General features: G+C 70.8%; 18 protein-coding genes and 1 pseudogene. 9 read left to right on the top strand and 10 right to left on the bottom strand.

From position 1 onward, the window contains the following. Window positions 1-16 precede the first annotated feature (16 nt). Complete coding sequence (locus tag AC07DI_RS14925; protein ID WP_478904723.1) at window positions 17-4,378, bottom strand: discoidin domain-containing protein; 4,362 nt, start codon at window positions 4,376-4,378, stop codon at window positions 17-19. Window positions 4,379-4,789: 411 nt separating this feature from the next. Here AC07DI_RS14925 and AC07DI_RS14920 point away from each other — a divergent pair, with 411 nt between their 5' ends. From AC07DI_RS14920 to AC07DI_RS14905, 4 genes are read left to right on the top strand one after another with little or no spacing between them, the layout of a single operon-like run. Next, a complete protein-coding gene (locus AC07DI_RS14920; RefSeq protein WP_478904722.1) occupies window positions 4,790-6,157 on the top strand; it encodes an ABC transporter substrate-binding protein in 1,368 nt (455 codons plus the stop codon). A 5-nt stretch (window positions 6,158-6,162) separates the two neighbouring features. After that, window positions 6,163-7,107 (top strand): carbohydrate ABC transporter permease, encoded by a 945-nt coding sequence (locus tag AC07DI_RS14915; RefSeq protein WP_478904721.1) that lies wholly within the window; start codon window positions 6,163-6,165, stop codon window positions 7,105-7,107. 4 nt (window positions 7,108-7,111) lie between these two features. Beyond that, complete coding sequence (locus tag AC07DI_RS14910) at window positions 7,112-7,993, top strand: carbohydrate ABC transporter permease (protein WP_478904720.1); 882 nt, start codon at window positions 7,112-7,114, stop codon at window positions 7,991-7,993. A gap of 26 nt (window positions 7,994-8,019) precedes the next feature. Next, on the top strand, window positions 8,020-9,582 hold the full coding sequence (locus tag AC07DI_RS14905) for a glycoside hydrolase family 13 protein (protein ID WP_478904719.1): 1,563 nt from the start codon (window positions 8,020-8,022) through the stop codon (window positions 9,580-9,582). Between the two features lie 27 nt (window positions 9,583-9,609). On the opposite strand, the gene AC07DI_RS14900 is transcribed toward AC07DI_RS14905, so the two are convergent. Continuing rightward, complete coding sequence (locus AC07DI_RS14900) at window positions 9,610-10,785, bottom strand: lactate 2-monooxygenase (protein WP_478904718.1); 1,176 nt, start codon at window positions 10,783-10,785, stop codon at window positions 9,610-9,612. Window positions 10,786-11,053: 268 nt separating this feature from the next. Here AC07DI_RS14900 and AC07DI_RS14895 point away from each other — a divergent pair, with 268 nt between their 5' ends. Continuing rightward, window positions 11,054-11,470, top strand: a complete 417-nt coding sequence (locus tag AC07DI_RS14895) for an ATP-binding protein (RefSeq protein ID WP_478904717.1) — start codon at window positions 11,054-11,056, stop codon at window positions 11,468-11,470. Between the two features lie 42 nt (window positions 11,471-11,512). Here AC07DI_RS14895 and AC07DI_RS14890 read toward each other — a convergent pair whose 3' ends face one another. From AC07DI_RS14890 to AC07DI_RS14880, 3 genes and pseudogenes are all read right to left on the bottom strand, one after another. Then, entirely contained in the window at window positions 11,513-12,208 is a 696-nt protein-coding gene (locus AC07DI_RS14890; protein WP_478904716.1) for a L,D-transpeptidase family protein, read from the bottom strand. Window positions 12,209-12,417: 209 nt separating this feature from the next. After that, window positions 12,418-13,113: pseudogene (locus AC07DI_RS14885) on the bottom strand (dioxygenase family protein); the annotation flags it as partial. Between the two features lie 51 nt (window positions 13,114-13,164). Continuing rightward, window positions 13,165-14,151, bottom strand: a complete 987-nt coding sequence (locus AC07DI_RS14880) for an AraC family transcriptional regulator (RefSeq protein WP_384251972.1) — start codon at window positions 14,149-14,151, stop codon at window positions 13,165-13,167. Between the two features lie 176 nt (window positions 14,152-14,327). Here AC07DI_RS14880 and AC07DI_RS14875 point away from each other — a divergent pair, with 176 nt between their 5' ends. The 3 genes from AC07DI_RS14875 (at window position 14,328) to AC07DI_RS14865 (ending at window position 16,905) form a co-directional block, all read left to right on the top strand. Further along, complete coding sequence (locus AC07DI_RS14875) at window positions 14,328-14,945, top strand: acyl-CoA-like ligand-binding transcription factor (protein WP_478904715.1); 618 nt, start codon at window positions 14,328-14,330, stop codon at window positions 14,943-14,945. Between the two features lie 14 nt (window positions 14,946-14,959). Continuing rightward, on the top strand, window positions 14,960-15,745 hold the full coding sequence (locus tag AC07DI_RS14870; RefSeq protein ID WP_384251977.1) for an SDR family NAD(P)-dependent oxidoreductase: 786 nt from the start codon (window positions 14,960-14,962) through the stop codon (window positions 15,743-15,745). Window positions 15,746-15,864: 119 nt separating this feature from the next. Continuing rightward, entirely contained in the window at window positions 15,865-16,905 is a 1,041-nt protein-coding gene (locus AC07DI_RS14865) for an NAD(P)-dependent alcohol dehydrogenase (protein WP_478904815.1), read from the top strand. Window positions 16,906-16,930: 25 nt separating this feature from the next. Here the strand turns inward: AC07DI_RS14865 and AC07DI_RS14860 are convergent, their stop codons facing one another. Further along, the gene (locus tag AC07DI_RS14860) at window positions 16,931-17,536 is read right to left on the bottom strand and encodes a flavodoxin family protein (RefSeq protein ID WP_384251979.1); all 606 of its coding nucleotides are present in this window, start codon (window positions 17,534-17,536) and stop codon (window positions 16,931-16,933) included. A gap of 140 nt (window positions 17,537-17,676) precedes the next feature. Here AC07DI_RS14860 and AC07DI_RS14855 point away from each other — a divergent pair, with 140 nt between their 5' ends. After that, window positions 17,677-17,886, top strand: a complete 210-nt coding sequence (locus tag AC07DI_RS14855) for a hypothetical protein (protein WP_384251982.1) — start codon at window positions 17,677-17,679, stop codon at window positions 17,884-17,886. Between the two features lie 70 nt (window positions 17,887-17,956). On the opposite strand, the gene narI is transcribed toward AC07DI_RS14855, so the two are convergent. The 4 genes from narI to AC07DI_RS14835 are packed head-to-tail and all read right to left on the bottom strand — an operon-like array spanning window position 17,957 to window position 24,595. Beyond that, on the bottom strand, window positions 17,957-18,670 hold the full coding sequence (gene narI, locus AC07DI_RS14850; RefSeq protein WP_384251984.1) for a respiratory nitrate reductase subunit gamma: 714 nt from the start codon (window positions 18,668-18,670) through the stop codon (window positions 17,957-17,959). After that, window positions 18,667-19,305 carry a nitrate reductase molybdenum cofactor assembly chaperone gene (narJ, locus tag AC07DI_RS14845; protein ID WP_478904714.1) on the bottom strand — a complete coding sequence of 213 codons (639 nt, stop codon included), beginning with the start codon at window positions 19,303-19,305 and terminating at the stop codon, window positions 18,667-18,669. The genes narI and narJ overlap by 4 nt, the downstream gene beginning before the upstream one ends. Continuing rightward, window positions 19,302-20,936: a nitrate reductase subunit beta gene (gene narH, locus AC07DI_RS14840; RefSeq protein WP_384251988.1), complete on the bottom strand. Its 1,635-nt coding sequence runs from the start codon at window positions 20,934-20,936 to the stop codon at window positions 19,302-19,304. The genes narJ and narH overlap by 4 nt, the downstream gene beginning before the upstream one ends. Beyond that, on the bottom strand, window positions 20,936-24,595 hold the full coding sequence (locus AC07DI_RS14835) for a nitrate reductase subunit alpha (protein WP_478904713.1): 3,660 nt from the start codon (window positions 24,593-24,595) through the stop codon (window positions 20,936-20,938). Before AC07DI_RS14835 ends, narH begins: the two co-directional genes overlap by 1 nt. Window positions 24,596-24,846: the final 251 nt, after the last annotated feature.

The raw sequence follows: 24,846 nt of genomic DNA, 5'->3' as shown, positions 1-24,846 counted from the left end.
CGGTGGCGGTCGTCGGTCAGGGCTGTACGTCCATCCTGAAGGTGGACGTGGTGTTCTTGATGTCCTGTGCGTTGTCGCTCAACCTCAGGTTGTGGAAGGTCGCTTCGCCGACCGCCGGGCCCTGCCCGTCCTCGGGCATCTCGTTGGCCCAGACACCGAACCCCGACTTGTGGTCGTAGGCGTCACCGCTCTTGTGGGCCCCCGTGACGGTGATGTCCCGCAGGACCGTGTCCTTGATCGGGAACTGCGGCCTGCCGCCCACGTAGTTCGTCTGGAACATGATGCCGTGGTACGTCGGGTCGGTGATGTCCACGTTGTTGATCCGGATCCCCTGGAAGACCTTGGACGCGGAGAACAGCCAGATTCCGGGGAAGGTCTGCCCGTTCCAGAAGTGACCGCCGGCCCGCTCGACGGAGATGTTCTCCAGGGTCGTCGGATCGGTGCCGAAGCCGTTCATCGGGTAGCCGAAGTCCAGGGAGCTGACCGTGATCCCGGAGTACACGAGGGTGTCGGCGATACGGATGTTGCGGAAGGTGTTGTTGTAGCCGCCGTAGACTGCGATGCCCGCCGCGCGCCAGGTCAGCAGGGAGGTCAGGTTCTCGTAGACGTTGTTCTTCATGTCCGCGCCACCGGCGTCGATGGCCGAGAAGAGGGCGAAGCTGTCGTCGCCCGTCGCCCGTGCCTCGTTGTTCGCGACGAGGTTGTCCGTGCTGCCGTTGGTCATGTTGATCCCGTCGGCGAACATGTCGCGGATCCGGGAGTTCTTGATGGTCATGCGGTCCGTGTTGGCGCCCCAGTACAGGCACACCATGTGTTCGTTCCAGATGTCGTCGATGGTGAGGTCGGAGACGTTCTGGAAGTCGAACACCTTGCCGGGGCCGTCGATGCGTGACGTGTAGTTGCCGAAGTAGGCGAAGCCCGTGAAGGACGAGCCCTCGGCGTCGGCGTCGGCGCGGAACCCGACGTCGGTGTTCTGCTGGGACGCCGGTGCGTGGAAGCGCGTGAACCAGGGACCCGCGCCCGCGACCCGCACGGCCTTGCCGTAGACCTGGAACTTGCCGGACGTCTCGTAGTCGCCGGGCGGCAGGTAGACGCCGGTCAGCTTGCCCGTGGTGTCCATGCGGACCTTGTCCAGGGCGTTCTGCACGTCCTGGTGCCCGAACCCGGCCGGCACGACGTACGCGGCCGGATCCGGGTTCGCCTTGGGCTCGGCCTTCTCCAGGTCGACGAAGTCGATGGCGTACCGGGAGGTGTTGGTGCCGTCCTTCTGCAGTTTGATTTTGCTGCCCGCCGCAACCGTCTCGCCGAGCAGGACGTGCGCCTCGTCGTAGATGTGCCGGGCCGGGCCGTCCCCGGGCGAGTTGCCCGGCCCGGCCTCCGCGCCGTACAGCCAGGCGTACTTGGAGGTGAGGTCGATCGCCTTGCGGAAGACCCCGTCGACGTACACGTTCAGCGTCGCCTCGGTGCCGCCGCCGCCCGGCGCGTCCGGGATGGAGAAGCGCGTGACAAGGGTGTTCGTGGGCCGGTCGGCGATGAACTCCACTGAGGCACCGGTCGATTCGAGGGTGACGGCCCGGCGGCCGGACGCCTCGCCCGCCAGGTCACCGATGGTGCGGTTGGGGCCGACCACCTTCGCACCGCCGGCGAGCACACCGGCCTCCGCCTCGTACGTGTCGTACGGCATGGCGGCGCCGCGACCGACGAACAGCGGCCGGGTGCTGGTGTTGTTCACGCGCTTGGCCGGGATCTCGTTGGCGTCGTCGTCGATGACGACCTTGACCGTGTAGCGGCCGTTGGCCGCCGTCCAGGTGCCGAGCTTGACCGGGGCGGTGGTGTCACCCGCGCCGATGGTCCCGTCGTACGTCGCGGTCAGGGTCTTCACCGTGTCGCCCTTGGCGTTCTGCACGGTCAGCGTGATCCGGTGGCCGCCGGACGCGGAGTCCTGCGTGCCCTGGTTCTTGAGCGCGACGCTGAACGCGGCCTCCTTGCCGTTCGCGGGGGCGCTCGGCGTCCAGCTCACCGGGGACGCGAGGAGGTCGGAGCTGCGCACCTGCTTGACGGTCAGCGGCGTCGGGCTGGTGAGGGTGTTGTTCCCCTCGTCCTGCTCGATGATCCCGTCCGCCTCGTCGACGGTCGCGGCGAAGGAGTACGAACCCGCCCCGCGTGCCGGGACCTTGACGTCCACGGTCGCCGACTCGCCCGCCCCGAGGGCGCCCACCGGGGCCCTGCCCGCCTTGTCGCCGCCGAGCCGGAACGTCACGTCGGAGGCGGCGGACGCCTCCCTGCCGCTGTTGCGCACGGTCGCGGCCAGGGTCAGCTCGTCGGTCTCGTCCGGCGCGGCAGGGTCGTACGCCAGCTTGGTGATCTCCAGGTCGGGGTTGGGCGCGGGTGTGCCCATGACCTGGAGCTCGGCGACCTGCCCCGCCGTCGCCCCGCTGTTCGCGGTGAATTTGAGGCGGACGTCGGCGACCCGGGCCGAGACCGGAACGGTGACGGTGTTCTGGTTGCCGGACGGGCTGAAGGAGTACTCCTTGGCCTCCTTGAGCGTGGTGAAGTCCGTGGCCTTCTGCTCCCGGCCGAGGACCTCCACGGTCTGGGTGCGCGGGCTCCAGGCGGGGTCCGGGTTCAGCTTGACGACGACCGCGTCGACGTCCGCGTTGGCCCGGAGCTTCACGGTCAGGGTGTTGGGGTAGCTCCCGGCGGCGCCCTCCCAATAGGTGGACGTCAGGCCGTCGTTGGCGTTCTCCGCCGCGTAGGTCTGGGTCACCGAGGAGGCGGCGATGGGCTTGCCCTGAGCCAGGTTCGCGCCGTCGTCCGCTCCGGGGCGTGTCACGGTGTTGCTGAAGGCCGAGACGTTCCCCGCGGCGTCGCGGGCGCGCACCGCGTAGGAGACCGTCTCGCCGGCCGCCCGCTGATCGGTGTACGCCGTCGCGTCGCCGCCGACGGACTTGAGCGGCTTGCCGTCGGCGTACACGTCGTACGCCGTGACCTTCACGTTGTCCGTGGAGGCGCCCCAGGTCAGCTTGACCTCGCCGCGCGAGGGCTGGGTGAGCGCGAGGTGGGAAGGGGCCGTCGGCGCCTGGGTGTCGCCCGAATCGCCCCTGCGGGTCACGGTGTTGCTGTTCGGCGACGCGTTGCCCGCCGCGTCGCGCGCCCGGACGTGGTAGGTGACGGTGGAGCTCGTGGGCTGCGTGTCCGTGTACGTGTGCACGGCGCCTTCGACGCTGGTGCGCAGCTCCCCGTTCGCGTACACGTCGTAGGCGGTCACGCCCTTGTCGTCGGTGGCCGCGTCCCAGGTGAGCTTGGGACGGCCCGGCTCCGACTCGGTGAGGGTGAGGTTCTTGGGCGCGGTGGGCGCCTGGGTGTCCCCGCCCGTGGGGCCGTAGATCTCCAGCTCGGCCAGTTGCCCGGCGGGTCTGCCGGTGTTGGCGCTGATCAGTACGCGTACGTAACGGGTGGTGGCGGTGTCGAAGGAGAGCGTGGCGGAACGGCCCGTCGCGTCGCTGAAGACGTGGTCCTTGGCGGCGGACAGGTCGGTGAAGTCCGTGCCGTCGGTGCTGCCTTGGAGTTTCAGGGTCTGGGTGCGGGCCTCCCAACTGGTGGGCACGCGCAGAACCACCTGGTTGACGCGGAGGGAGGCGCCGAGGTCGGCCTGGATCCACTGCGGCAGCTTGCCGTTCTCGCTCTCCCAGTAGGTGTCGCGGTTGCCGTCGCCCGCGAGGGCGGCGAGGTGCGTCCCGGTGTCACTACTGGCCTTGAGGGTCTTGCCCCGAGCCAGATTCCCCGAGACGTCCTCCGCCGCGTGCACCTGCAACCCGGACAACTGGGCTGCGGGCCAACCGGTGTTGGCGGTGATGTGCACGCGGACGAAGCGGGCCTGCGCGGCGGGGAACGCGACCTTCACCGCGTTGGAGCCGCCGGGCTCGAAGGAGCGCGCGGCCGACGCGGACAGGGTGTTGAAGCCGGTGCCGTCGGGGCTGCCCTGGACCGAAAGGGTCTGCTTGCGGGCCTCCCAGGACGGCGGCAGTTCGAGGACCACCTCGTCCACGCGCACGGTGCGGCCGAGGTCCACCTGCACCCATTGCGGCAGATCGCTGCCCGAGCTCTCCCAGTACGTCGCCGGGTTGCCGTCGGTGATGTTCCCCGCCCCGTACTCGCTCTTGGCGCTGCTCGCCTTGGCCGGTCTGCCCGCGGCGAGGTCGGGGCCGCCCGCCGCGGTAGCGGACAGGGCGGGCAGCCCGAGGAGGAGGAGGGCGGCGGTGAGGGCGGCGGCGAAGGTCCGCCACCTGCGGCCGGTCGGCCGGAGCCCATGAGGTCTTCGCGTCGGCGTCGGCGTCGGCGTCGGCCTCGTGCTCGGTGCGGGTCTGAGGTGGCTCACGAGTCTCACAGCTCCCTCACATGGGATCGGTGCGCAACTTTTCGCGCTGCGATGCTGGAGAGTTGCAGAGAACTGTCGATCTGACTACAGCGACGGCCGAAGTTGTGACGCTGCCTCTGCCCGGCACGCGTTATCGCTGGTTGGGCCATGTGGCGCCGCATCGGGAAGGGGCGTGCGGAGGTTCCGGCCCGCCACAGCTGACCGGCTCAACACCCCTGCCGGCAACGGCTATCAGCATTTTGCAATGTCTGCGCAGAATATTGTGCCGCGCTGTCGCCGGTGGTTGAGTGTGCGCCGCACCCGACAGTCACAGCACCGCGGCGGACCGGCCGCGCCCCTCAAGGGCCGCCCTCGCGCCGCCGACCCGGCGCGTCCTCGCACCGTGCAGCACGACCCGGAGGGGGTCTCCCGATGACATCCACGAGCAGCCGTACGCTCGCACTGGCCACCGTCACCGTTCTCGCACTGGTCGCGGCGTCCGCCTGCGGCACCAGCAGCGACACGTCCGACTCGGACTCGGGCGGCAGGGTGAAGCTCGACGTCAACGGGCAGCCGCCCAAGACCCAGGCCTTCGAACGCGAACTCTTCGACCGGCACGTGGCGCGGTTCGAGAAGGCCAACCCGGACATCGACATCGTGCCGCACGAGGGCTTCATGGACCCGAAGACCTTCAACGCCAAGCTGGCGGGCGGCAAGTTGGAGGACGTCTTCTACGTCTACTTCACCGACACCCGGTCCCTGATCGAGAAGAAGCAGGCCGCGGACATCACGGACGCCGTCAAGGACATGCCGCGCCGCGGCGACATCCAGGAACCGCTGATGAAGATCTTCCAGGACGAGCAGGGCCGCCAGTACGGCCTGCCGACGTCGAACTACTCGATGGGCCTCGTCTACAACCGCGCGCTGTTCGAGAAGGCGGGCCTCGACCCCGACCAGCCGCCGAAGACCTGGGCGGACGTCCGCAAGGCGGCCAGGAGGATCGCCGGACTCGGTGACAACAACGTCGGTTACGCCGACTTCTCCAAGAACAACCAGGGCGGCTGGCACTTCACCGCGGAGCTGTACTCGCGCGGCGGCCGGATCGCACAGGAGAGCGGCGGCAAGCGGAAGGCCGCGTTCAACACCGCGCAGGGCAGGGCCACCCTCCAGGACCTGTACGACATGCGCTGGAAGGACGACTCGATGGGCAGCAAGCAGCTGCTCCAGGTCGAGGACGTCCAGCGGATGATGGGCTCGGGCAAGCTCGGCATGTACGTCTCGGCCGCCGACAACATCACCGTCATCGCCAAGCAGTTCGGCGGGAAGTACAAGGACTACGCCCTCGCCCCGGTGCCGGACGCGAAGGCCACGCTCCTCGGCGGTGAGGGGTACATGTTCAACCCCAAGGCGTCCCCGGAGAAGATCAAGGCCGGCGTCAAGTGGATCCAGTGGCGCTACCTCAACCCCGACCTCATCGAGAAGAACGTCGCCGACTACGCCCAGGCCGAGCTCCCGGTCGGCATCCCGATGCCCACCGTCCCCGACGTCTTCGAGGGCCCGGTCCGCGACCGGATCGAGAAGGCCAAGCAGCGACACGCCAACATGCCGACCGGCAACTACCAGGCGTTCATGGACGCCGCGCCGAAGGTGCCCGGCGTCATCGAGCCCCCGAAGGCCCAAGAGGTCTACGCGGTCCTCGACTCCGTGATGCAGGCCGTCCTCACCAAGAAGAGCGCCGACATCGACGCGCTCCTCGACAGCGCCGAGGACAAGGTCGACGCGATCTACGACGCCTCCTGATGGCCATGTCCCTGAAGACCCCGCCCCGGGAGACGGCCGCGCCCCCGCCGCCGCCCGCTCCCCGGCGGCAGGCAGCGGCCCGGCGCCGCGCACTGCGCGAGAACCTGACGGCGTACGGGTTCCTCTGCGCCGCCGTGGTGATCTTCGCGCTCTTCTCGTGGTGGCCGATCGTCCGCAACGTCATCCTCGGCTTCCAGCACGTCAACTTCGCCACCGGGAACACCTGGGCGGGCCTCGCCAACTTCGAGAAGCTGTTCAACGACCCGCTCTTCCTCACCGCCTGGAAGAACACCGGCCTCTTCACCCTGTACGCGCTGCTGCTCGGCTTCGCCGTGCCGTTCCTGACAGCGGTCCTCCTGAACGAGTTCCGCCACGCGCGCGCGTACTTCCGGGTCCTGGTCTACCTCCCGGTCATGCTGCCTCCCGTAGTGGTGGCCCTGATGTGGAAGTGGTTCTACGACCCGGGCCCCGGACTCCTCAACGAAATCCTCCGCACGCTCCACCTGCCGGCCTCGGCCTGGCTCGACTCCTCGTCCACCTCGCTGATCTCCCTGGTCATCGTCTCCACCTGGGCCAACATGGGCACCACGACACTGATCTACCTGGCCGCCCTGCAGACCATCCCCGGCGAGCTGTACGAAGCCGCGGAGCTCGACGGCGCCAACGTGTGGCAGCGCCTGCGCCACGTCACCGTCCCGCAGACCCGCTTCGTCCTCCTCGTCCTGCTGCTGTTGCAGATCGTCGCCACCATGCAGGTGTTCACCGAGCCGTACGTGATGACCGGCGGCGGCCCCGAGGACTCCACGGTGACCGTGATGTTCCTGGTCTACCGGTACGCCTTCGTCTACGACGACTTCGGCACCGCCAGCGCGCTCAGCCTGCTCCTCCTGCTCGTCCTGGGCGCCTTCTCCGCCCTCTACCTGCGGGTCACCCGCGCCGCCGAGGAGTGAGGGGATGTCCGCCTCCATGCGTACCCTCGTCCGCCCCGCCGTCCTGCGGACCCGTAAGGGACGACTGATCTACTGGTCGGCGCTCGCCCTGGCCCTCGCCCTGTTCACGCTGGCCTTCATCGTGCCGCTGTACTGGGCGGCGACCGGCGCCATGAAGTCGTCCACGGAACTGGCGCAGAACCCGCCCACCTACGTACCGGAGTCCTGGCACCCCGAGAACTACGCCAAGGCGTGGCGGGAGATGGAGCTGACGGACTACTTCCTCAACACCGTCGTCCTGGCCGGCGGGGCCTGGCTGGTGCAGCTCGCGGTGCAGGTGCCCGCCGCGTACGCCCTGTCCAAGCTGCGCCCGCGGTTCGGCAACGCGGTGCTCGCGCTGATGCTGCTGACCCTGATGATGCCCACGACCGCGCTGCTCGTGCCGGTCTACCTCACCGTCGTGGACGTCCCCCTGTTCAACCGCAACCTGATCAACAGCCCGAGCGCGGTCTGGCTCCCGGCCGCCGCCAACGCCTTCAACATCTACATCCTCAAGAACTTCTTCGACCGGATCCCCGACGAGCTGCTCGACGCGGCGAAGATGGACGGCGCGGGGACGCTGACGACCCTGTGGCGCATCGTGCTCCCGCTGTCCCGGCCGATCCTCGCGGTGGTCTCCATCCTGTCCATCGTCACGGCCTGGAAGGACTTCCTCTGGCCGCTCCTCGTGCTGCCCGACCCGGCGGCGCAACCGCTGAGCGTCTTCCTCCAGCGGGTGGCGCAGGACACCCCGCTCAACTCCCTGGTGGCCGGGCTCGTGATGGCCTCGACTCCGCTGATCGCGCTCTTCCTGGTCTTCCAGCGCCAGATCGTCGCCGGGCTGGGCGCGGGCAGCCTCAAGGGCTGAGAGCCCTTCTTCGAAAGGACTTCCTCTTGTCCAGCACGGAGTGGTGGCGCAGCGCTGCCATCTATCAGGTGTACGTCCGCTCCTTCGCCGACGGGAACGGCGACGGCACCGGCGACCTGGCCGGCGTCCGCGCCCGGCTGCCCTACCTCGCCGAACTGGGCGTGGACGCCCTCTGGTTCACCCCGTGGTATCTCTCGCCCCTGGCGGACGGCGGCTACGACGTCGCCGACTACCGCGCCGTCGACCCGGCCTTCGGCACCCTCGGCGAGGCCGAGAAGCTGATGACGGAGGCCCAGGAGCTCGGCCTTCGCTGCATCGTGGACATCGTCCCGAACCACGTATCCGACCAGCACGAATGGTTCAAGGCGGCCCTCGCGGCGGGCCCCGGCTCGCCGGAGCGGGAGCTGTTCCACTTCCGGCCGTACTCCGAGGAACCGCCCAACGACTGGGTCGGCGAGTTCGGCGGGGTGCCGTGGTCCCGCACGGCGGACGGCGAGTGGTACCTCCACCTCTTCGCCCCCGAACAGCCGGACCTCAACTGGAGCCACCCGAAGGTCCGTGCGGAGCACGAGGAGGTGCTGCGCTTCTGGTTCGAGCGCGGCGCGGCCGGCGTCCGCATCGACTCCGCGGCGCTGCTCGCCAAGGCCGAAGGCCTGCCCCCGATGGACGGCGGCGGCCCGCACCCCTTCCACGACCGGCCCGAGCTGCACGACATCTACCGCTCCTGGCGGCGGATCGCCGACGAGTACGGGGCCGCGCTGATCGGCGAGATCTGGCTGCCCGACGCGGAACGCTTCGCCCGCTACCTGCGCCCGGACGAGCTGCACACCGCGTTCAACTTCGACTTCCTCTCCCGCCCCTGGGACCCGGCGAAGCTGTGGGAGTCGATCGACCTGACCCTGACCACCCACGCCCCGGTCGGCGCTCCCGCCACCTGGGTCCTCGCCAACCACGACGTGACGCGGACGGTCACCCGGTACGGGCGCGCCGATGACACTGGTTTCGCCTTCGCACGCAAGCGCTTCGGTGTCCCCACCGACCTGGCACTCGGCACCCGCCGGGCACGGGCCGCGGCCCTGCTCACCCTGGCGCTGCCCGGCTCCGTCTACCTCTACCAGGGCGAGGAGCTCGGCCTGCCCGAGGCGGAGATTCCCCGCGAACTCATCCAGGACCCGATGCATGCGCGCTCCGGCGGGCTCGATCCCGGCAGGGACGGCTGCCGGGTGCCGCTGCCCTGGGACGGCGCCCCGGCCCCCGGCTGGCTGCCGGCGCCGCCCGGCTGGGCCGGGTACGCGGCCGCACGGCAGGCGCGCGACCCGGACTCGATGCTCTCCCTGTACCGCACGGCGCTGCGGCTGCGACGCTGCGCGGGTGAGGCGGGGCCGCTGCGGAGGCTGCGCGAGGACGAGCCCGGGGTGCTCTGCTTCGCGCGCGCCTGCGAGCGTGCCGGCACCACCTGGATCACCCTGGTCAACTTCGGCCCGGACGCCGTGCCGCTGCCGCCCGGCACCGAACCCCTGCTGGCCAGCGGCCCGTTGACGGCTACGGGGCTGCTTCCGCAGGACACCGCGGTCTGGCTGTGGGCCTGAGAGCCCGCACCCTGAGTCCGCGCCCGGTCACCGCACGCGCTGGAGTGCCTCCCGGGTGAGGTCGGCGAGGGTCGGGTAGCCGTCGACGGCCATCAGCAGATCGGCCTCGGCGAGGAGCGACCGCAGGACGTGTATGACGCCGTCGGCCCCGCCGATGCCCAGGCCGTACGCGTACGGACGGCCGACGCCGACGGCGGTGGCGCCGAGCGCGACGGCCTTGACGATGTCCGCGCCGCTGCGTACCCCCGAGTCGAAGAGGACGGGCAGCCCGTCGGCGGCCTCGACGACCGCGGGGAGTACGTCGAGCGCGGGGAGCCCGCCGTTGGCCTGGCGGCCGCCGTGGTTGGAGCAGTAGATGCCGTCGACGCCGCCGTCCCTGGCCCGTCGTACGTCCTCGGGGTGGCACAGCCCCTTCACGATCAGCGGCAGGGACGTCAGGGAGCGCAGCCACGGCAGGTCGTCCCAGGTGAGCGGGTTGCCGAAGACCTGCGTCCACTTCAGGACCGCCGACTGCGGGTCCTGCTCGGGGTCGGTGGACAGCTGGGCGCGGAAGACCGGGTCGCTCGTGTAGTTGGCGAGGCAGTGGCCGCGCAGCTGGGGAAAGTTGGAGGTGCTCAGGTCGCGCGGGCGCCACCCCGTGATCCAGGTGTCCATGGTGACGACGATCGCCTTGAACCCGGACTTCTCCGCCCGGCGCACCAGGCTCTCGGCGAGCGCGCGGTCGGTCGGCGTGTACAGCTGGAAGAAGCCGGGCGTCTCGCCGAACTCGGCGGCGACCGCCTCCATCGGGTCCGAGGACAGGGTGGAGGCGATCATCGGGACGCCGGTCTCCGCGGCCGCCCGCGCGGTCGCCAGATCGCCGTGCCCGTCCTGCGCGCAGATACCGAGGACACCGATGGGCGCCATGAACAGGGGAGAGGGCAGCCGCAGGCCGAACAGGTCGACGGACAGATCGCGCCGGGTGGCCCCCACGAACATGCGCGGGATCAGTCCCCAGCCCTCGAACGCGCGGACATTGGCGCGCTGGGTGTGCTCGTCGCCCGCGCCCCCGGCGACGTACGAGACGACGGACGGCGGCATCGCGGCATGGGCGCGCGCCTCCAACTCGGCGAACGTTATAGGGTACTTGGGGACGACTCCGCCAAGACCGCCGAGGTAGATCTCGTCCTGGTAGTCCTTGAAGGCGCGGGGCGCGGGGCTCATGGGAGTCACCTTTCCGGCGTGTTTCCGGCGTGGCGGATGCGGGCCCGGCGCCTCGGACACCGGTGCCGACGGACGATCAGCCAGTCTCGGTCGAAGTCGACGTCAGGGTCAACACGTGCCGAGGGAAGTGGCGGCGGGCGGATTGGGGATCAGTCTGCGAGGGCATCACCGTGAGGCAGGACCGGTCGCGCACCATATGCCGCGGCCCCGGTGGCGACGTGGATCGCGGGTGGACGCCGGTCTGTCCCAGGGAGGGGAGTGAGTCGCCATGCGTGCGCACCAGCGCGCCCATCGGCCGACGGAACGGGTGGAGTACGCGCTGCCGCAGGAGCTCGCATCGGCGGGCCGGGCACGGGGGCTGGCCTCCGCGTTCCTCGCCGGTTCCCGACGCCGCAAGACGGAGGTGGCCCCCGAGCGCGTGGACGACGCCACCTTGATCGTCTCCGAGCTCGTGTCCAACGCCGTGCGGCACGCCGAGGGCGGCTGCCGCCTTCGCGTGGAGGTCTCCGGCAACCGGGTGACCGTCGAGGTCACCGACGCCAGCCCCGAACGCCCCCGTTTGAAGAAACCGAGTACTGACAGGGAGGGCGGACGGGGCCTCGCCATGGTGCGGGAGCTCGCGTACCGCCTGGAGGTCGTGGGCGCCCACCGCGGCGGAAAGACGGTGCGGGCGGTGCTGGCCTGAGCGAAGGCGGCAGGAGGAGCCGGAGCGTGGCGGCTCTTGCTATCAGGTGCCGGGCTTGCGGCCGTAGACGAAGACGTCGTCGCCCTTGCGCAGCATGCTCCAGTACTTCGTGGCGTCCTTCTTCGTCATGTTGACGCAGCCGTGCGAGCCCGGCGGGGACCAGACGCTGATGCCGACCGAGTGGAAGGCCTGGCCGCCGTCGAAGAACTGGCTGTACGGCATCGGCACGTTGTACAGGCTCGACACGTGGTCGATGTCCCGCCAGTAGATCTTCTTCAGGCCCGTGCGGGTCTCGTGGCCGTTGCGGCCGGTGCGTACCGGCACGGGGCCGTACTTGAGGTTCTTGCCGTCCTGGATCCAGCTGAGCTGGAGCGTGAGGTCGACACAGGCGATGCGCCCCTTGTCCGTCGGGCACTTGCCCGCCTTGTTGGGGTTGTTGCCCACCGCCTTCTGCTTGTTCATGAGGTTCATGACCCCCCAGGTGACGCTGCCCGCGTACCCGGCGTTCGGGGTGATCTGGTGCTTGGTCTGGAAGGCCTTGATGGCCTTGCAGTCGGCCGCCGACTGCTTGCCGTCCACCGGGCGGCCGAGGAACTTCTCGACCTGCTTCTGGTACGGCCCGGTCTGCGTCGAGCACGACGCGGCCTGCGCGCTGCCGGTGCCGAGCGCCATGGTGAGCGGGGCCACCAGCATGGTGATGCCCAGCGCCACGGCTCCTCGTCTGCGTATGTCCCCCACTGCTGCCCTCTTCCGTCGTCGTCCGTCCGCGGGTGCGTCCCGGCGGATTCCTTGAATTCCACCTGCTAGACAGCCCGGACCCGAAGTCCGTTGCGGCATGAGATGACACAGGTGTGTAACAAGGGAGGGAATGTCGGGCTGAGGCCTCCCTCGTGCTCGGGGGAGGCCTCAAGGGCGGGGAAGGTTCCGGGGCGGGCGCGTGGCGGCTACTGCGGTACGTTCAGGACGAAGTCGAAGTCCGCCTCCTTCGCGTTGCCGACGCTCCGTACGTTCATCAGCAGCCGGGCGTCGAAGATCGAGTCCGTGTTGTTGCGCGGTTCACCGGGGAAGTACAGCTGCGTGGTGAGGATCCGCCGGCCCGGTGCCTGCACCTTCACGTGCAGGTGGCGGGTGCGCCCCGGGTAGAGGCCGGGCACGATCGTGGAGAGCTTGAACGCGCCGTTGGCGTCGGTGAACTGGTGGCCGCGGAAGCGGTAGCCCGCGTTGTCGTACGTCCCGTAGGTGTCGGCCTGCCAGAAGTCCAGCAGGGCCTGGGCTATCGGCTTGCAGGCGAGTCCGAAGACGTAACCGGTGACGGTGAGCCGCGTACCCGGTGTGCCGGACGTGACGAGCGAGGTGCGCAGCGGGGAGTTCGGCTTGAAGTACGGGCCCTCCGTCTGAGGGATCGTCGGGTCGTCACCGTCGTCGCAGGTGGGGGTCAGCTCCGGGGCCTCGCCGCGCTCGCCTGCGGTCCTGGCCAGCGCGGGGACGCCCATGAGGCTGACGGGCACGGCGATGCCCATCGCGGCGGCGGCCCTCAGGACGGTCTTGCGGCTGGGTCCCTTGCCACCGTTGACGGCGGGGGCGCCGGTGCCGCCCCCTGCGGGGGTGCCGTCGTCTCCTGGCGTGCCGATCTCGTTGTCCATCGCTCCTCCTGAGCCTCAAAGGGGTGGGCGGGTTCCGGATCGGCTATGAAGCTATGCGGGGGAGGAGGGCCCGGCGATGGACTCCAGCCGGTGGTCGTGGTGAATATCGCCGCCACCGCGCCGGAAGCTCCCGGGGCTCGCGCCGGTCTCGCGCCGGAAGAAGCGGCAGAAGTAGGCGGGGTCCACGAAGCCGACCCGCCCCGCCACCTGACGTACCGACAACTCGGTACGCAGCAGCAGCCGTTTGGCCTCGTGCACCCGGACCTGCCGGATGAGTTCGCCGGGGGTGCGGCCGGTCGCCGCCTTCACCACTTCACTGAGGTAGCTCACCGAGACGCCCAGCCGTTCCGCGCACGAGCGCACGGACTGCAACGGGCCTTCCGCCGAGCCGAGCAGTGTCACGAAGTCCTCGGCCACCGAGACGGGGCGCGAGTGCGGGGGAGCGAGGGTTGCGTCCTCGTCGGGCGGTGCGAGCGGTACCGCCGCCGCACGGGGCGCCGGGAGCCGGGCCGCGCGCACGACCAGGACGTGCAGCAGGGCCCGCAGGACACTCTCGAAACCCTGGGCCCCCGCCCGGTACTCGCCGTCGAGGTCGGCGACCAGGCGCGTGGTCCACCGCGCCGCGTCCTCCGGCAGATCGAGCCAGGAGCGCCGGGCGAGCGTCCGCAGGACGTACCGGTCGGCGGGGTGGTCCACGAGGAAGTCGTCGGTGAAGAGGATGACCTGCCCCTCAAGACCGGTGACGTTCTGCCACTGGTGGACCTGGCCGGGCGCGATGAAGCACAGGTTCGGCGGGCGGAGCGTGAAACGGCTCAGGTCGACGACGTGCCCGCCGGTGCCTCCGGTGACGTGGACGATCTCGTGGAAGGTGTGCCGGTGCGGGAACGGCGCGCGGGACATGGGCCCGATGGTGTCGAACGTGCCGATGGCGAAGGGCAGGGCGTTGGGCATCGGGACCTGCAGCCGGTGGGTCGGCATGCCGTCCTCGCCCGGTTCTCCGTTGTTGCCCTCACCCGGCAGGACCGTTGTACCGCGCATGCGCATGCTCCTCATCGGCCGAAGATTGGTCCGGGCCAGTGGGCTCCCCACCATGGCATGCGGGACGCCGTCGGACAGGACCGTGTTTGCGCCGAAAGCACGGCTTCCCCGGCCCTCAGAACTGTCCCAGTGAGCCACGTGTCTCACTGGGACACTTCGAGGAGTACAGTCGAAGCATGAGCAGCGAGCAGGGCCGACGGACCCGCAAGGTCCGCGAGAGCCGGGAAGCGATGGCGAACGCCGCCGTGGACCTGGTCCTCGCCCACGGCCTCGACCAGGTCACCGTCGAGACGATCAGTGAACGCGCCGACGTCTCCCGCCGCACCTTCTCCCGGTACTTCTCCGGCAAGGAGGACGCCGTCGTCGACGCCCTGCGCGCCGATTTCGCACGGATCAACGCGGCGCTCGCCGCCCGGCCCCCCGGCGAGAGCCCCCTCACGGCCTACTACCGGGCCCTGCGGAACTGGCTGGACGACGAACCGACCGCCTGGCACCGCCTGCCCCGCTCGGCCGACCTGCTGCGGCTGCTCCACGAGGAGCCGTCGCTGCTGCCCGCCTACCTGCGGGTGCAGGACGAGGCCGAGACCGCATCGGTGGCGATCGTCGCCCGCAGGCTCGGCCTCGACGCCGGACGCGATCTGCGTCCCGCGCTGGCCGTCTCGCTGGCGGTCGGCGCGTTCGGCACCGCCGTGCGGTTCTGGATCGCCCCCGGCGCGCGCACGCCGCTTCCGCAGCTCATCGACACGGCGTTCGCGGCCCTGGCCGACGAGCCCGCCCCCCGTACCACCACCTGAAACCAGGCACCACCATGAGCGTCAGCACCAGCACCCACACCGTCGCCCCCGCGGCGGCCGATTTCGCCGGAAAGACCGCCCTCGTCACCGGCGCCGCGTCCGGCATCGGCCTGGAGGTCGCCCGCCGCCTCGCCGCGGCCGGAGCGGCCGTGGTCGTCGCCGACCACAACGAAGAGGGCGCGCGCGACGTCGCCCGCCGGCTCACCGGGTCGGGCGGCCGGGCCGCCGCCGTACGCGTCGACGTCACCGACCCCGAGTCGGTGCGCCACGCGGTCGACTTCACCGTCGAGACCTTCGGCGGCCTCCAGCTGGCCGTGAACAACGCGGGGATCGCCGGGGCGACCGCCCCGACCGGCGAGTACACGGTCGAGGACTGGCAGCGCGTGATCGACACCAACCTCAACGGCGTCTTCTACTCCCTGCGGTACGAGCTGCCGCAGCTCCTCGCCGCGGGCGGTGGCGCGGTCGTCAACATGTCCTCGATCCTCGGCACCAACGGCTTCGCGGGCTCCGCCGCGTACTCCGCCGCCAAGCACGCGGTCGTCGGCCTGACCAAGACCGCCGCCGTGGAGTACGCGGCCCGGGGCGTCCGTGTGAACGCCGTCGCGCCCGGCTTCATCGACACCCCGCTGCTCAGGGGCGACGAGGAGCAGCTCGCCGGCCTCGTCGCGCTCCACCCGCAGGGCCGTCTCGGCACCGCCGCCGAGGTCGCCGACCTCACGCTGTTCCTGCTCTCCGACCACGCCTCCTTCATCAACGGCAGCTACCACCTGGTCGACGGAGGCTACGCGGCCCGCTGACCGGGACGACAAGCAAGAAGAGGCCGAAGCAAGAAGAAGCCGAAGCAAGAAGAAGCCGAAGCAAGAAGAGGAGGCACCCAGACATGTCAGGACAAGAAATCGCCGGCCTGCCCGCCGAGATGAAGGCCGTCCAGTACCGCAGCGTCGGCGCCGCGCCCGAGGTCGTCACCCTCCCACGCCCCGAGCCAGGCCCGGGTCAGGTGCTGCTCAAGGTCACCGCCGCCGGCGTCTGCCACTCCGACATCGCCGTGATGAGCAGCCCCGCCGAGGCCCTGGGCTTCCCGCTGCCGCTCACCCTCGGGCACGAGGGCGCCGGAACCGTCGCCGCGCTGGGCGAGGGCGTCACCGGGTTCGTGCTCGGCGACTCCGTGGCCGTGTACGGGCCGTGGGGCTGCGGCAGCTGCCTGATGTGCGCGCAGGGCAAGGAGAACTACTGCACGCGCGCCGCCGAGCTCGGCATCCGTCCGCCCGGACTCGGCGCGCCCGGCGCCATCGCCGAGTACATGATCGTGGACGACCCGCGCCACCTCGTCCCGCTGGGCGGCCTCGACCCGGTGACCGCCGTACCGCTCACCGACGCAGGACTGACCCCGTACCACGCGATCAGGACCTCGCTGCCCAAGCTGACCCCCGGCAGCACCGCCGTGGTCATCGGCACCGGCGGTCTCGGGCATGTCGCCATCCAGCTGCTGCGCGCGCTGACCCCGGCACGGGTGATCGCGCTCGACGTCACCGAGGAGAAGCTGCGGCTGGCCCGCGCGGTCGGCGCCCACGAGGCCGTCCTGTCGGACGCGGCGGCGGCAGGCACGGTCCGCGAGCTGACCGACGGTCTCGGCGCCCAGGCGGTGTTCGACTTCGTCGGGGCACCGCCCACCGCGGCGACGGCGATCGCGTGCGCCGCGGTGGAGGCGGACGTCAGCATCGTCGGCATCGGCGGCGGGGCCGTCGCCGTCGGCTTCGGCACGACCCCCTACGACACCGCGGTCCGCTCCCCGTACTGGGGCAGCAGGGCCGAGCTGATCGAGGTCCTGGACCTCGCCAGGTCCGGCGTGATCGACGTACATGTGGAGACGTACGCGCTGGACGACGCCCCCAAGGCGTACGAGGCGCTCCACGAGGGCCGCGTGAACGGCCGGGCGGTCATCCTGCCCAACGGCTGAACCAACGGCTGAACCACCGCGTGAACTACTGGGCCGGGGCCTGGTAGGGGGCGCCCCGCAGCAGACGGGCCAGGTGCACGGTGTTCGCGGCGAGGGTCCGCGTGGTGGAGGCGACGGCGTCGGGCGTCTCGTCGAGGTCCTGGTAGTCGGTGCCCTGCATGGCCTCGCCCACCCAGTACGTCACGGCGCCCGGAGCGAGGGAGAAGCCGACGTCGTTGAGCCCCTGGAAGACGTCGGCGCTCACCTTGTGGGCACCGTCCTCGTTGCCCACCACGGCCACGGCCGCCGCCTTCCCGTAGTACAGCGGGCGCCCCTGGTCGTCGGTCTCGGACGAGTCGGCGTTCAGGCGCTCAAGGACGCGCTGGCAGATGCTCGCCGGGTGGCCGAGCCAGATGGGCGTGGCGAGGAGCAGGATGTCGGCCGCGATGACCTTCTCGCGCAGTGCGGGCCAGGCGTCGCCATGGCCCATGTCCGCCTCGACACCCGGCTTCACGTCGTGGTCGGCGACCCGCACGGACTCCACGGCCACCTCCCGCTTCTCCAGCTCGGCCAGGACCTGCCCGGCCAGCTTCTCGCTGCTGGACGCGGCGGGGGAGGGGGACAGGGTGCAGACGAGTGCCAAGGCGCGCACGATGACTCCTTTGTCGGTTCCACGGGGGTGAGCGGCGATGAGATCTCTCCAGTCCCCTTGATCGTCGACCGTGAAACATGACCGCCGTCGCACGGAGCGTGACGGCGCGGTGGGGTGATCGTTTGCAGCGTATGAATTCCGTGAAGCGTGTTCTCGTCGTCCTCTCGCTCGCCGCCGCACCCGTCGCGCTCGCCGCTCCCGCTCTCGCGACCGAGGCGAACCCTCCGCTGGGCAGCACCGTCAACCAGGGCCTTAGCCAGTCCAACTCCATCCTGATCGGAAAGAAGGACAGCGTGACCCAGCAGCTCGCGTCCTCCGCGGTCGAAGCGCTGCACGGCGCGCTGAACTGACCGTGGCCGGGCCGGACGCCGGGGCTGAGGGCTTCCCTCGCCCCGGCGTCGACCTGTAGAGGGCGTGCCGCTAACGCCGCGTCACCGCCCTGGCGCGCGCGGCGGGAACGCCCCGGGAGCGGTAGACGACGTACGGGCGGACCAGGTAGCCGACGGGCGCGGTGAAGGCGTGGACGAGGCGGCTGAACGGCCACAGGGCGAACAGGGCCATGCCGAGGAGCGCGTGCACCTGGTAGGAGAGCGGGGCGTCGGACATGGCGGGCACGTCGGGGTCGAGGGCGAACAGGGAGCGGAACCACACCGAGACGCCGAGCCGGTAGTCGTAGGAGTGGGGTCGCAGGGTGGTGGCCGTGGCGGTGAGACCGGCCAGGATCACGCAGAGCAGGACGGGGTACACGGCGCGGTCGCTGCGGCTGGTCGCGGCGCGCACGGCGGGCACGCGCAGCCGCCGGTACAGCAGGATCAGGAGCCCGGCGAGGGTGGCGAGGCCCGCGGTGCCGCCGACGAGCAGGGCGTTGGCGTGGTAGAGCCACTCGTGGACGTGGGCCCGCTCGGTGAGCGACTCGGGCACGAGGAGGCCGATGGCGTGCCCGGCCACGACGAAGAGGAGCCCGTAGTGGAACAGCGGGCCGCCGACGCTGAGCAGCCGGTGTTCGTGGAGCTGGCTGGAGCGGGTGGTGAAACCGAAGCGGTCGTAGCGGTAGCGCCAGACCGTGCCCATGACCAGCACGACGAGGACGAGGTAGGGCAGGACGCCCCACAGGGCGATGTGCAGGTGTTTCACCGGGAAGTCTCCTCCGCGTGCGGAGCGTCGGGAACCGGTCGGAGCCGGGGGAAGGGCAGGGGAGTGCGACCGACCGACTCGGCGGGCGGGCCGGTGCGAGCAAGCCGGAGGGCCGCCTCACGGGTGGCGGGGCCGGCCCCTGGCAGGGTCCGGCAGACCGCCTGGACGACGTCGGCGTAGGGGCTGCGGTGTGCCGTGAGGCCGAAGCGGAGGAGCTCGAGGGCGGCCCGGTGGTCGCTCAGCAGCCGCGTGCCCGCCTCCGGGACCCGGGCGGCGAACTCCAGGACCAGCGGCAGGAAATCGGGCAGTTCGTCCTCGGGCGGCTGCCAGCCGTGCTCGCGGTAGAGCGCCTTGAGCCCGGCCAGGGCGGGTCCGCGCCTGCGGGTGTCGCCGTCGGTGTAGTACGTCAGGTACAGGCAGCGCCGACGGCTGCGGTCGAACGTGGCGACGTACCGGGCGGCGAGCGTCAGCGGTTCCGTTCCCGCGACCTGGTCGCAGAAGTGCCGCAGGAGACGGATGTCGCCGCCCGGCACGGGCTCGAGGGCGGTGCGCACGGTGTGCAGTCGCTCGGGCCAGCCCGCGTCGGGGTAGCCGAGCAGCAGTGCGGCGGCCTGGTGGACGACGGCGCGGTTCACCGGGCCCCGCCCCCCTCGGTCTTCGGGAAGAGGCCGTCGGGACGCCCGCGCCCGTTCCAGTTCAGGAGGTTGACCCGGTCGCGCAGCGACGTCCCGGCGTGTTCGGGCTCCCTGCCGGGGGCCGGGGCGGTGTGGAAGGCGTCCGCCTCGTACATGCCGGGCCCGCCGTGGCCGTCCAGGCTGCACCCGGCGTCGAGGTCGTCGGCGGGGGTGCCCGCGGTGTAGCTGGTCGGGACGACGTAGCGCTCGTCGTACTTGGCGAGGGCGAGCAGCCGGTACATCCCCTCGATCCCCTCGGCGTCCATGCCGACGGCGCCGGCGATGGCGGGGTCCTGCTCCTCGCCGAGGTTGACGCGCCGCATGTGCGAGCGCATCGCGGCGAGGCGGCACAGCGCCGCCTCCACCGGGGCCGGATCGCCCGCGGTGAACAGCTCCGCGAGGTAGGCGACGGGGATGCGCAGCGAGTCGATGGCGGCGAAGAGCTTGGCCGGGTCCTCGCCGTCGTGCCCACTGGCGGTGAGCGAGTCGACGACGGGCGACAGCGGCGGGACGTACCAGACCATGGGCATGGTGCGGTACTCCGGGTGCAACGGGAGCGCCACCTTGTACGTGCTGATCAGGGCGTGCACGGGGGAGCGCCGGGCGGCGGTGACCCAGTCGTGCGGGATGCCGGACGCCTCGGCGGCCCGCGCCACCTCGGGGTCGTCAGGGTCGAGGAAGCACCCCAACTGCGCCTCGTAGAGGTCCTGTTCGTTCTCGGTGGCGGCGGCCTCGCCGACCTTGTCGGCGTCGTAGAGGATCACGCCGAGGTAGCGCAGCCGGCCCACACAGGTCTCGGAGCAGACGGTCGGCTGGCCCGCTTCGATGCGCGGGTAGCAGAACGTGCACTTCTCGGCCTTGCCGGACTCGTGGTTGAAGTAGACCTTCTTGTACGGGCAGCCGCTCACGCACATCCGCCAGCCGCGGCAGCGGTCCTGGTCCACGAGCACGATGCCGTCCTCGACGCGCTTGTACATCGCGCCCGACGGGCACACCGCCACGCACGACGGGTTGAGGCAGTGCTCGCAGATCCGCGGCAGGTAGAACATGAACGCCTGCTCGTACTCCAGGCGCACCTGCTCGTTCATCTTCTTCAGCATCGGGTCGCCCGCGATGTGCGCGGGCCCGCCGCCGAGGTCGTCGTCCCAGTTCGGGCCCCAGGTGACCGCGGTGGGCTCGCCGTCGACCAGGGAGCGGGGCCGCGCGGTCGGCACGTCGTCGCCGAGCGGCGCGGAGATGAGCGTCTCGTAGTCGTACGTCCACGGCTCGTAGTAGTCGCTGAGCGAGGGCAGTTCGGGGTTGGCGAAGAGCCGGGCAAGGCGCCGGGCGCGGCCCCCGCTGCGGGGCACCAGGCGGCCGTGTTTGAGCTCCCAGCCGCCCCGCCACTTGTCCTGGTCCTCGTAGCCGCGGGGGTAGCCCTGGCCGGGGCGGGTCTCGACGTTGTTGAACCAGACGTACTCGGTGCCCGAGCGGTTGGTCCAGGTCTGTTTGCAGGTGACCGAGCAGGTGTGGCAGCCGATGCACTTGTCGAGGTTCATCACCATCGCCACTTGTGCCATGACCCGTCCGATGGTGGCTCCGTCACGGGGCATCAGTACTGAACCTCCTGGGCGCGGCGGCGGATCACCGTGACCGCGTCGCGCTGGTTGCCGGTGGGGCCGTAGTAGTTGGGGGCGAAGCTGAGCTGGGCGTGGCCGCCGATCAGATGGGTCGGCTTGATCAGGAGCTTGGTGAGGGCGTTGTGGACGCCGCCGCGCTTCCCTGTCGCCTCGGACTTCGGCACGTTCACCAGGCGTTCCTGGACGTGGTACATGAACACCGTGCCGGGCGGCATGCGGTGGGACACGACGGCGCGGGCCACGACCACGCCGTTGTTGTTCCGCGCCTCGATCCAGTCGTTGTCCGCCACGCCGATCGCCTCGGCGTCGGCCGCACCGAGCCAGATGACGGGGCCGCCCCTGGCGAGGGTCTGCATCAGCAGGTTCTCCTGGTACTCGGAGTGGATCGACCACTTCGAGTGCGGCGTCAGGTAGCGCACGGTCACCGAACGCCCTTCGCCGTCCGCCCTGGGCTGCTCACCGAGCTCCCCGAGGTTCAACGGGGGGCGGTAGACAGGCAGTTGCTCCCCGTACTCGGCGATCCACGGGTGGTCGAGGTAGAAGTGCTGGCGGCCGGTGAGGGTGTGCCAGGGCTTGAAGTGCTCGGTGTTGATCGTGAACGGCGCGTAGCGGCGCTCGGGGCCCTCCTTGCCCGACCACTCGAAACTCGCCCCGACCTGTACGGGGCGCGCCTGCGTGTCGGAGAAGGTGATGCGCCGCTCGGCCACCGACGCGCCCAGTTCGCCGAGTCCCGTGTCGGCGCCGCAGCGCTCGGCGAGACGCTCGAAGCCCTCGGCGGCGAGGCGGCCGTTGGTGGTGCCCGAGAGCGCGAGGATCGCCTCGCACATCTTGACGTCCGTGTCGAGCAGGGGCAGCCCGCGCGCGGGACCGCGGCCCACCGTGCCGCAGCGTCCCGCCAGCCAGTCGATCTCCGGCCGCGGGCGCACGGTCACCCCCTTGACCGTCATGCCCTGCTGCCCGGTGAGCGGGCCGAGCGCGGCCATCTTGTCGCCGATGGCGGTGTAGTCCCGCTCGACGAGGGTGAACCGCGGTCCGGTGGGCCCGTCGGGCGGTGCCTCGCCGGGTGTGTCGTGCAGCAGCGGCGCGGCGACCAGGTCGTGGGCCACGTCGAGGCGGCCCGCGGCGAGACGGCTGACCTCGGCGGCCAGGCCGTGGAAGATCTCGAAGTCGGTGCGGGCCTGCCAGGGCGGGTTGATCGCGGGGGAGAAGGCGTGGACGTAGGGGTGCATGTCCGTGCTGGACAGGTCGTGCTTCTCGTACCACGTCGCCGCGGGCAGCACGAGGTCGGCGAAGAGGCCGGTGGACGTCATGCGGAAGTCCAGGGACAGCAGCAGGTCGATCTTGCCGCGCGGCGCGTCGTCCCGCCACGTCACCTCGCGCGGCCGCTGGTCGGGCGCGGCCTCGTCGGCGCTCGCGTTGTCGGACGCGCCGAGCAGATGCCGCAGGAAGAACTCGTTGCCCTTGGCGGACGAGCCGATCAGGTTGGCGCGCCACACGGTGAGCACGCGGGGCCAGTTGGCGGGATCGTCGGGGTCCTCGCAGGCGTACGAGAGGTTCCCGGCGTCGCGTTCGGCGGCCACCCAGTCCGCGGGGTCCGCGCCGCTCTCGTGCGCGCGCCGCCCCAGGTCCAGCGGGTTGGCGCCGAACGTCGGGTACGAGGGCATCCAGCCCTGGCGCACCGAACGGGAGACGAGGTCCGCGGTGTGCAGGCCCGCGAGGCCGCCGGGCGCGGTGGGCGCGGTGAGGGTATCGGCGGTGAACTTCTCGTAGCGCCACTGGTCGGTGTGCAGGTACCAGTACGGCGTCCCGGCCATCTGCCGCGACGGGCGGACCCAGTCCGCCGCCGAGGCGAGCTGCTGCCAGCCCGCGTACGGACGCACCTTCTCCTGCCCCACGTAGTGTGCCCAGCCGCCGCCGTTGACACCCTGGCAGCCGGTGAGCAGCAGCAGTGAGAGGAACGAACGGTAGATCGTGTCCGAGTGGAACCAGTGGTTGGTGCCCGCCCCCATCACGATCATGCAGCGGCCCCGGGTCTGCTCCGCGGTACGGGCGAACTCCCGCGCCGCGCGCACCACCGCCTGCGCGGGAACCGACGTGACCGCCTCCTGCCAGGCCGGGGTGCAGGGTGTGGCCGCGTCGTCGTACGAGACGGTCTCCTGCTCGCCCAACCCGGCCCGCGCGACGCTGTACTGAGCCAGCATCAGGTCGAAGACCGTGGTCACCAGGCGCCCCTCGACGCGCAGCGCGGGGACCGTGCGCCGCACTGTGGCGCCTTCCTCGTCGAAGCGGGGCAGCACCACATCGGCCGTCTCGGCGCGGGGGTGGCCGTACAGGGTCAGGAGCGGGTCGATGTCGCCGAGGTCCAGATTCCAGCGGCCTTCGCCGGCCTTGCCCCAGCGGTCGCCCAGGGTGCCGTTCGGGACGGCGGGGCGGTCGGTCGCCGCGTCGTGGAGGACGGGCATCCAGCGCCGCGCGTCGGCCGTCGCCTCCTTGGCCAGGTCGAGGTCCCTGGCGGTGACGAACGCGCCGGGCGCGCGCGTGCCCGTGCCGTGCTCGTCGAGCGCCACGAGGAAGGGCAGGTCGGTGAAGCGCTTGACGTAGTCCGTGAAGTACGGCACCTGCCGCTCCACGAAGCACTCCCGAAGGATCACGTGCCCCATCGCCATGGCGAGCGCGCCGTCGGTGCCCGGATGCGGATGCAGCCACTCGTCGGCGAACTTCGTCGCGTCCGCGTAGTCCGGCGAGACCACGACGACCTTCTGGCCCCGGTAGCGCGCCTCCGCCATCCAGTGGGCGTCGGGGGTGCGTGTGACGGGGACGTTCGAGCCCCACAGCATCAGATACGCCGCGTCCCACCAGTCACCCGACTCCGGTACGTCGGTCTGGTCGCCGAACACCTGCGGGGAGGCGATCGGGAGGTCCGCGTACCAGTCGTAGAAGGACAGCATCGGGGCGCCGATGAGCGAGTGGAAGCGGGCGCCGACGGCGTGCGAGGCCATCGACATCGCCGGGATCGGCGAGAAGCCGGCGATGCGGTCGGGGCCGTACTCCCTGAGCGTGTGCACGTGCGCGGCGGCCGCGATCTCCAGTGCCTCCTCCCAGCCGACGCGCACCAGGCCGCCCTTGCCGCGCGCCGACTGGTAGCGGCGCCGCTTGTCCGGGTCGCCGGTGATCTCCGCCCAGGCCGCCACCGGGTCACCGCCCAGGCGCCGCTTGGCATCCCGGAACATCTCGACCAGGACGCCGCGCGCGTGCGGGTAGCGGACCCGGGTCGGTGAGTACGTGTACCAGGAGAACGAGGCCCCGCGCGGGCAGCCCCGCGGCTCGTAGTCGGGCCGGTCGGCGCCCGCCGAGGGGTAGTCGGTGGCCTGCGTCTCCCAGGTGATCAGGCCGTCCTTGACGTACACCTGCCAGGAACACGAGCCGGTGCAGTTCACCCCGTGGGTCGACCTGACCACCTTGTCGTGCGCCCAGCGCTCGCGGTACGGCTGGTCGTTGACCCGCTGGTCCTGGCGGAAGACCGCCCTTCCCTCGGGCGTGGTCGGCGCCCGCTGTGTCAACTGCCCGACGGCGAGAAGGCGTTCGGCGGCATCCGCCGCGATCCGTGCCGCCTTCGCCCTGCCACGTCCCATGCCACGGACTCCCCTCGGGGACCGGCCTGCCGGAGCGGTCACCTCCGGCACGCGTCTGTCGATGAACGGAAATCAGACTCCTCTCGCGCGGCACGTGATGTGGATCTCATTCGAGCCAGTTGGTTGTAGCTAGAAGTTATTTTTCTTGCTCTTGACATGGGCCGATGCGATACGAGGCCGGACTAGCACGGTTCCTTTACCGGAGGTACGGGAGGGAACGGCATCCCGGGACGTGACGCTCGTGACGCGCC

The organism is Streptomyces sp. NPDC044106 (genome assembly GCF_056433985.1).
The sequence above is the reverse complement of the archived record's forward strand: the minus strand, read 5'-3'. Positions and strand labels throughout refer to the sequence as shown.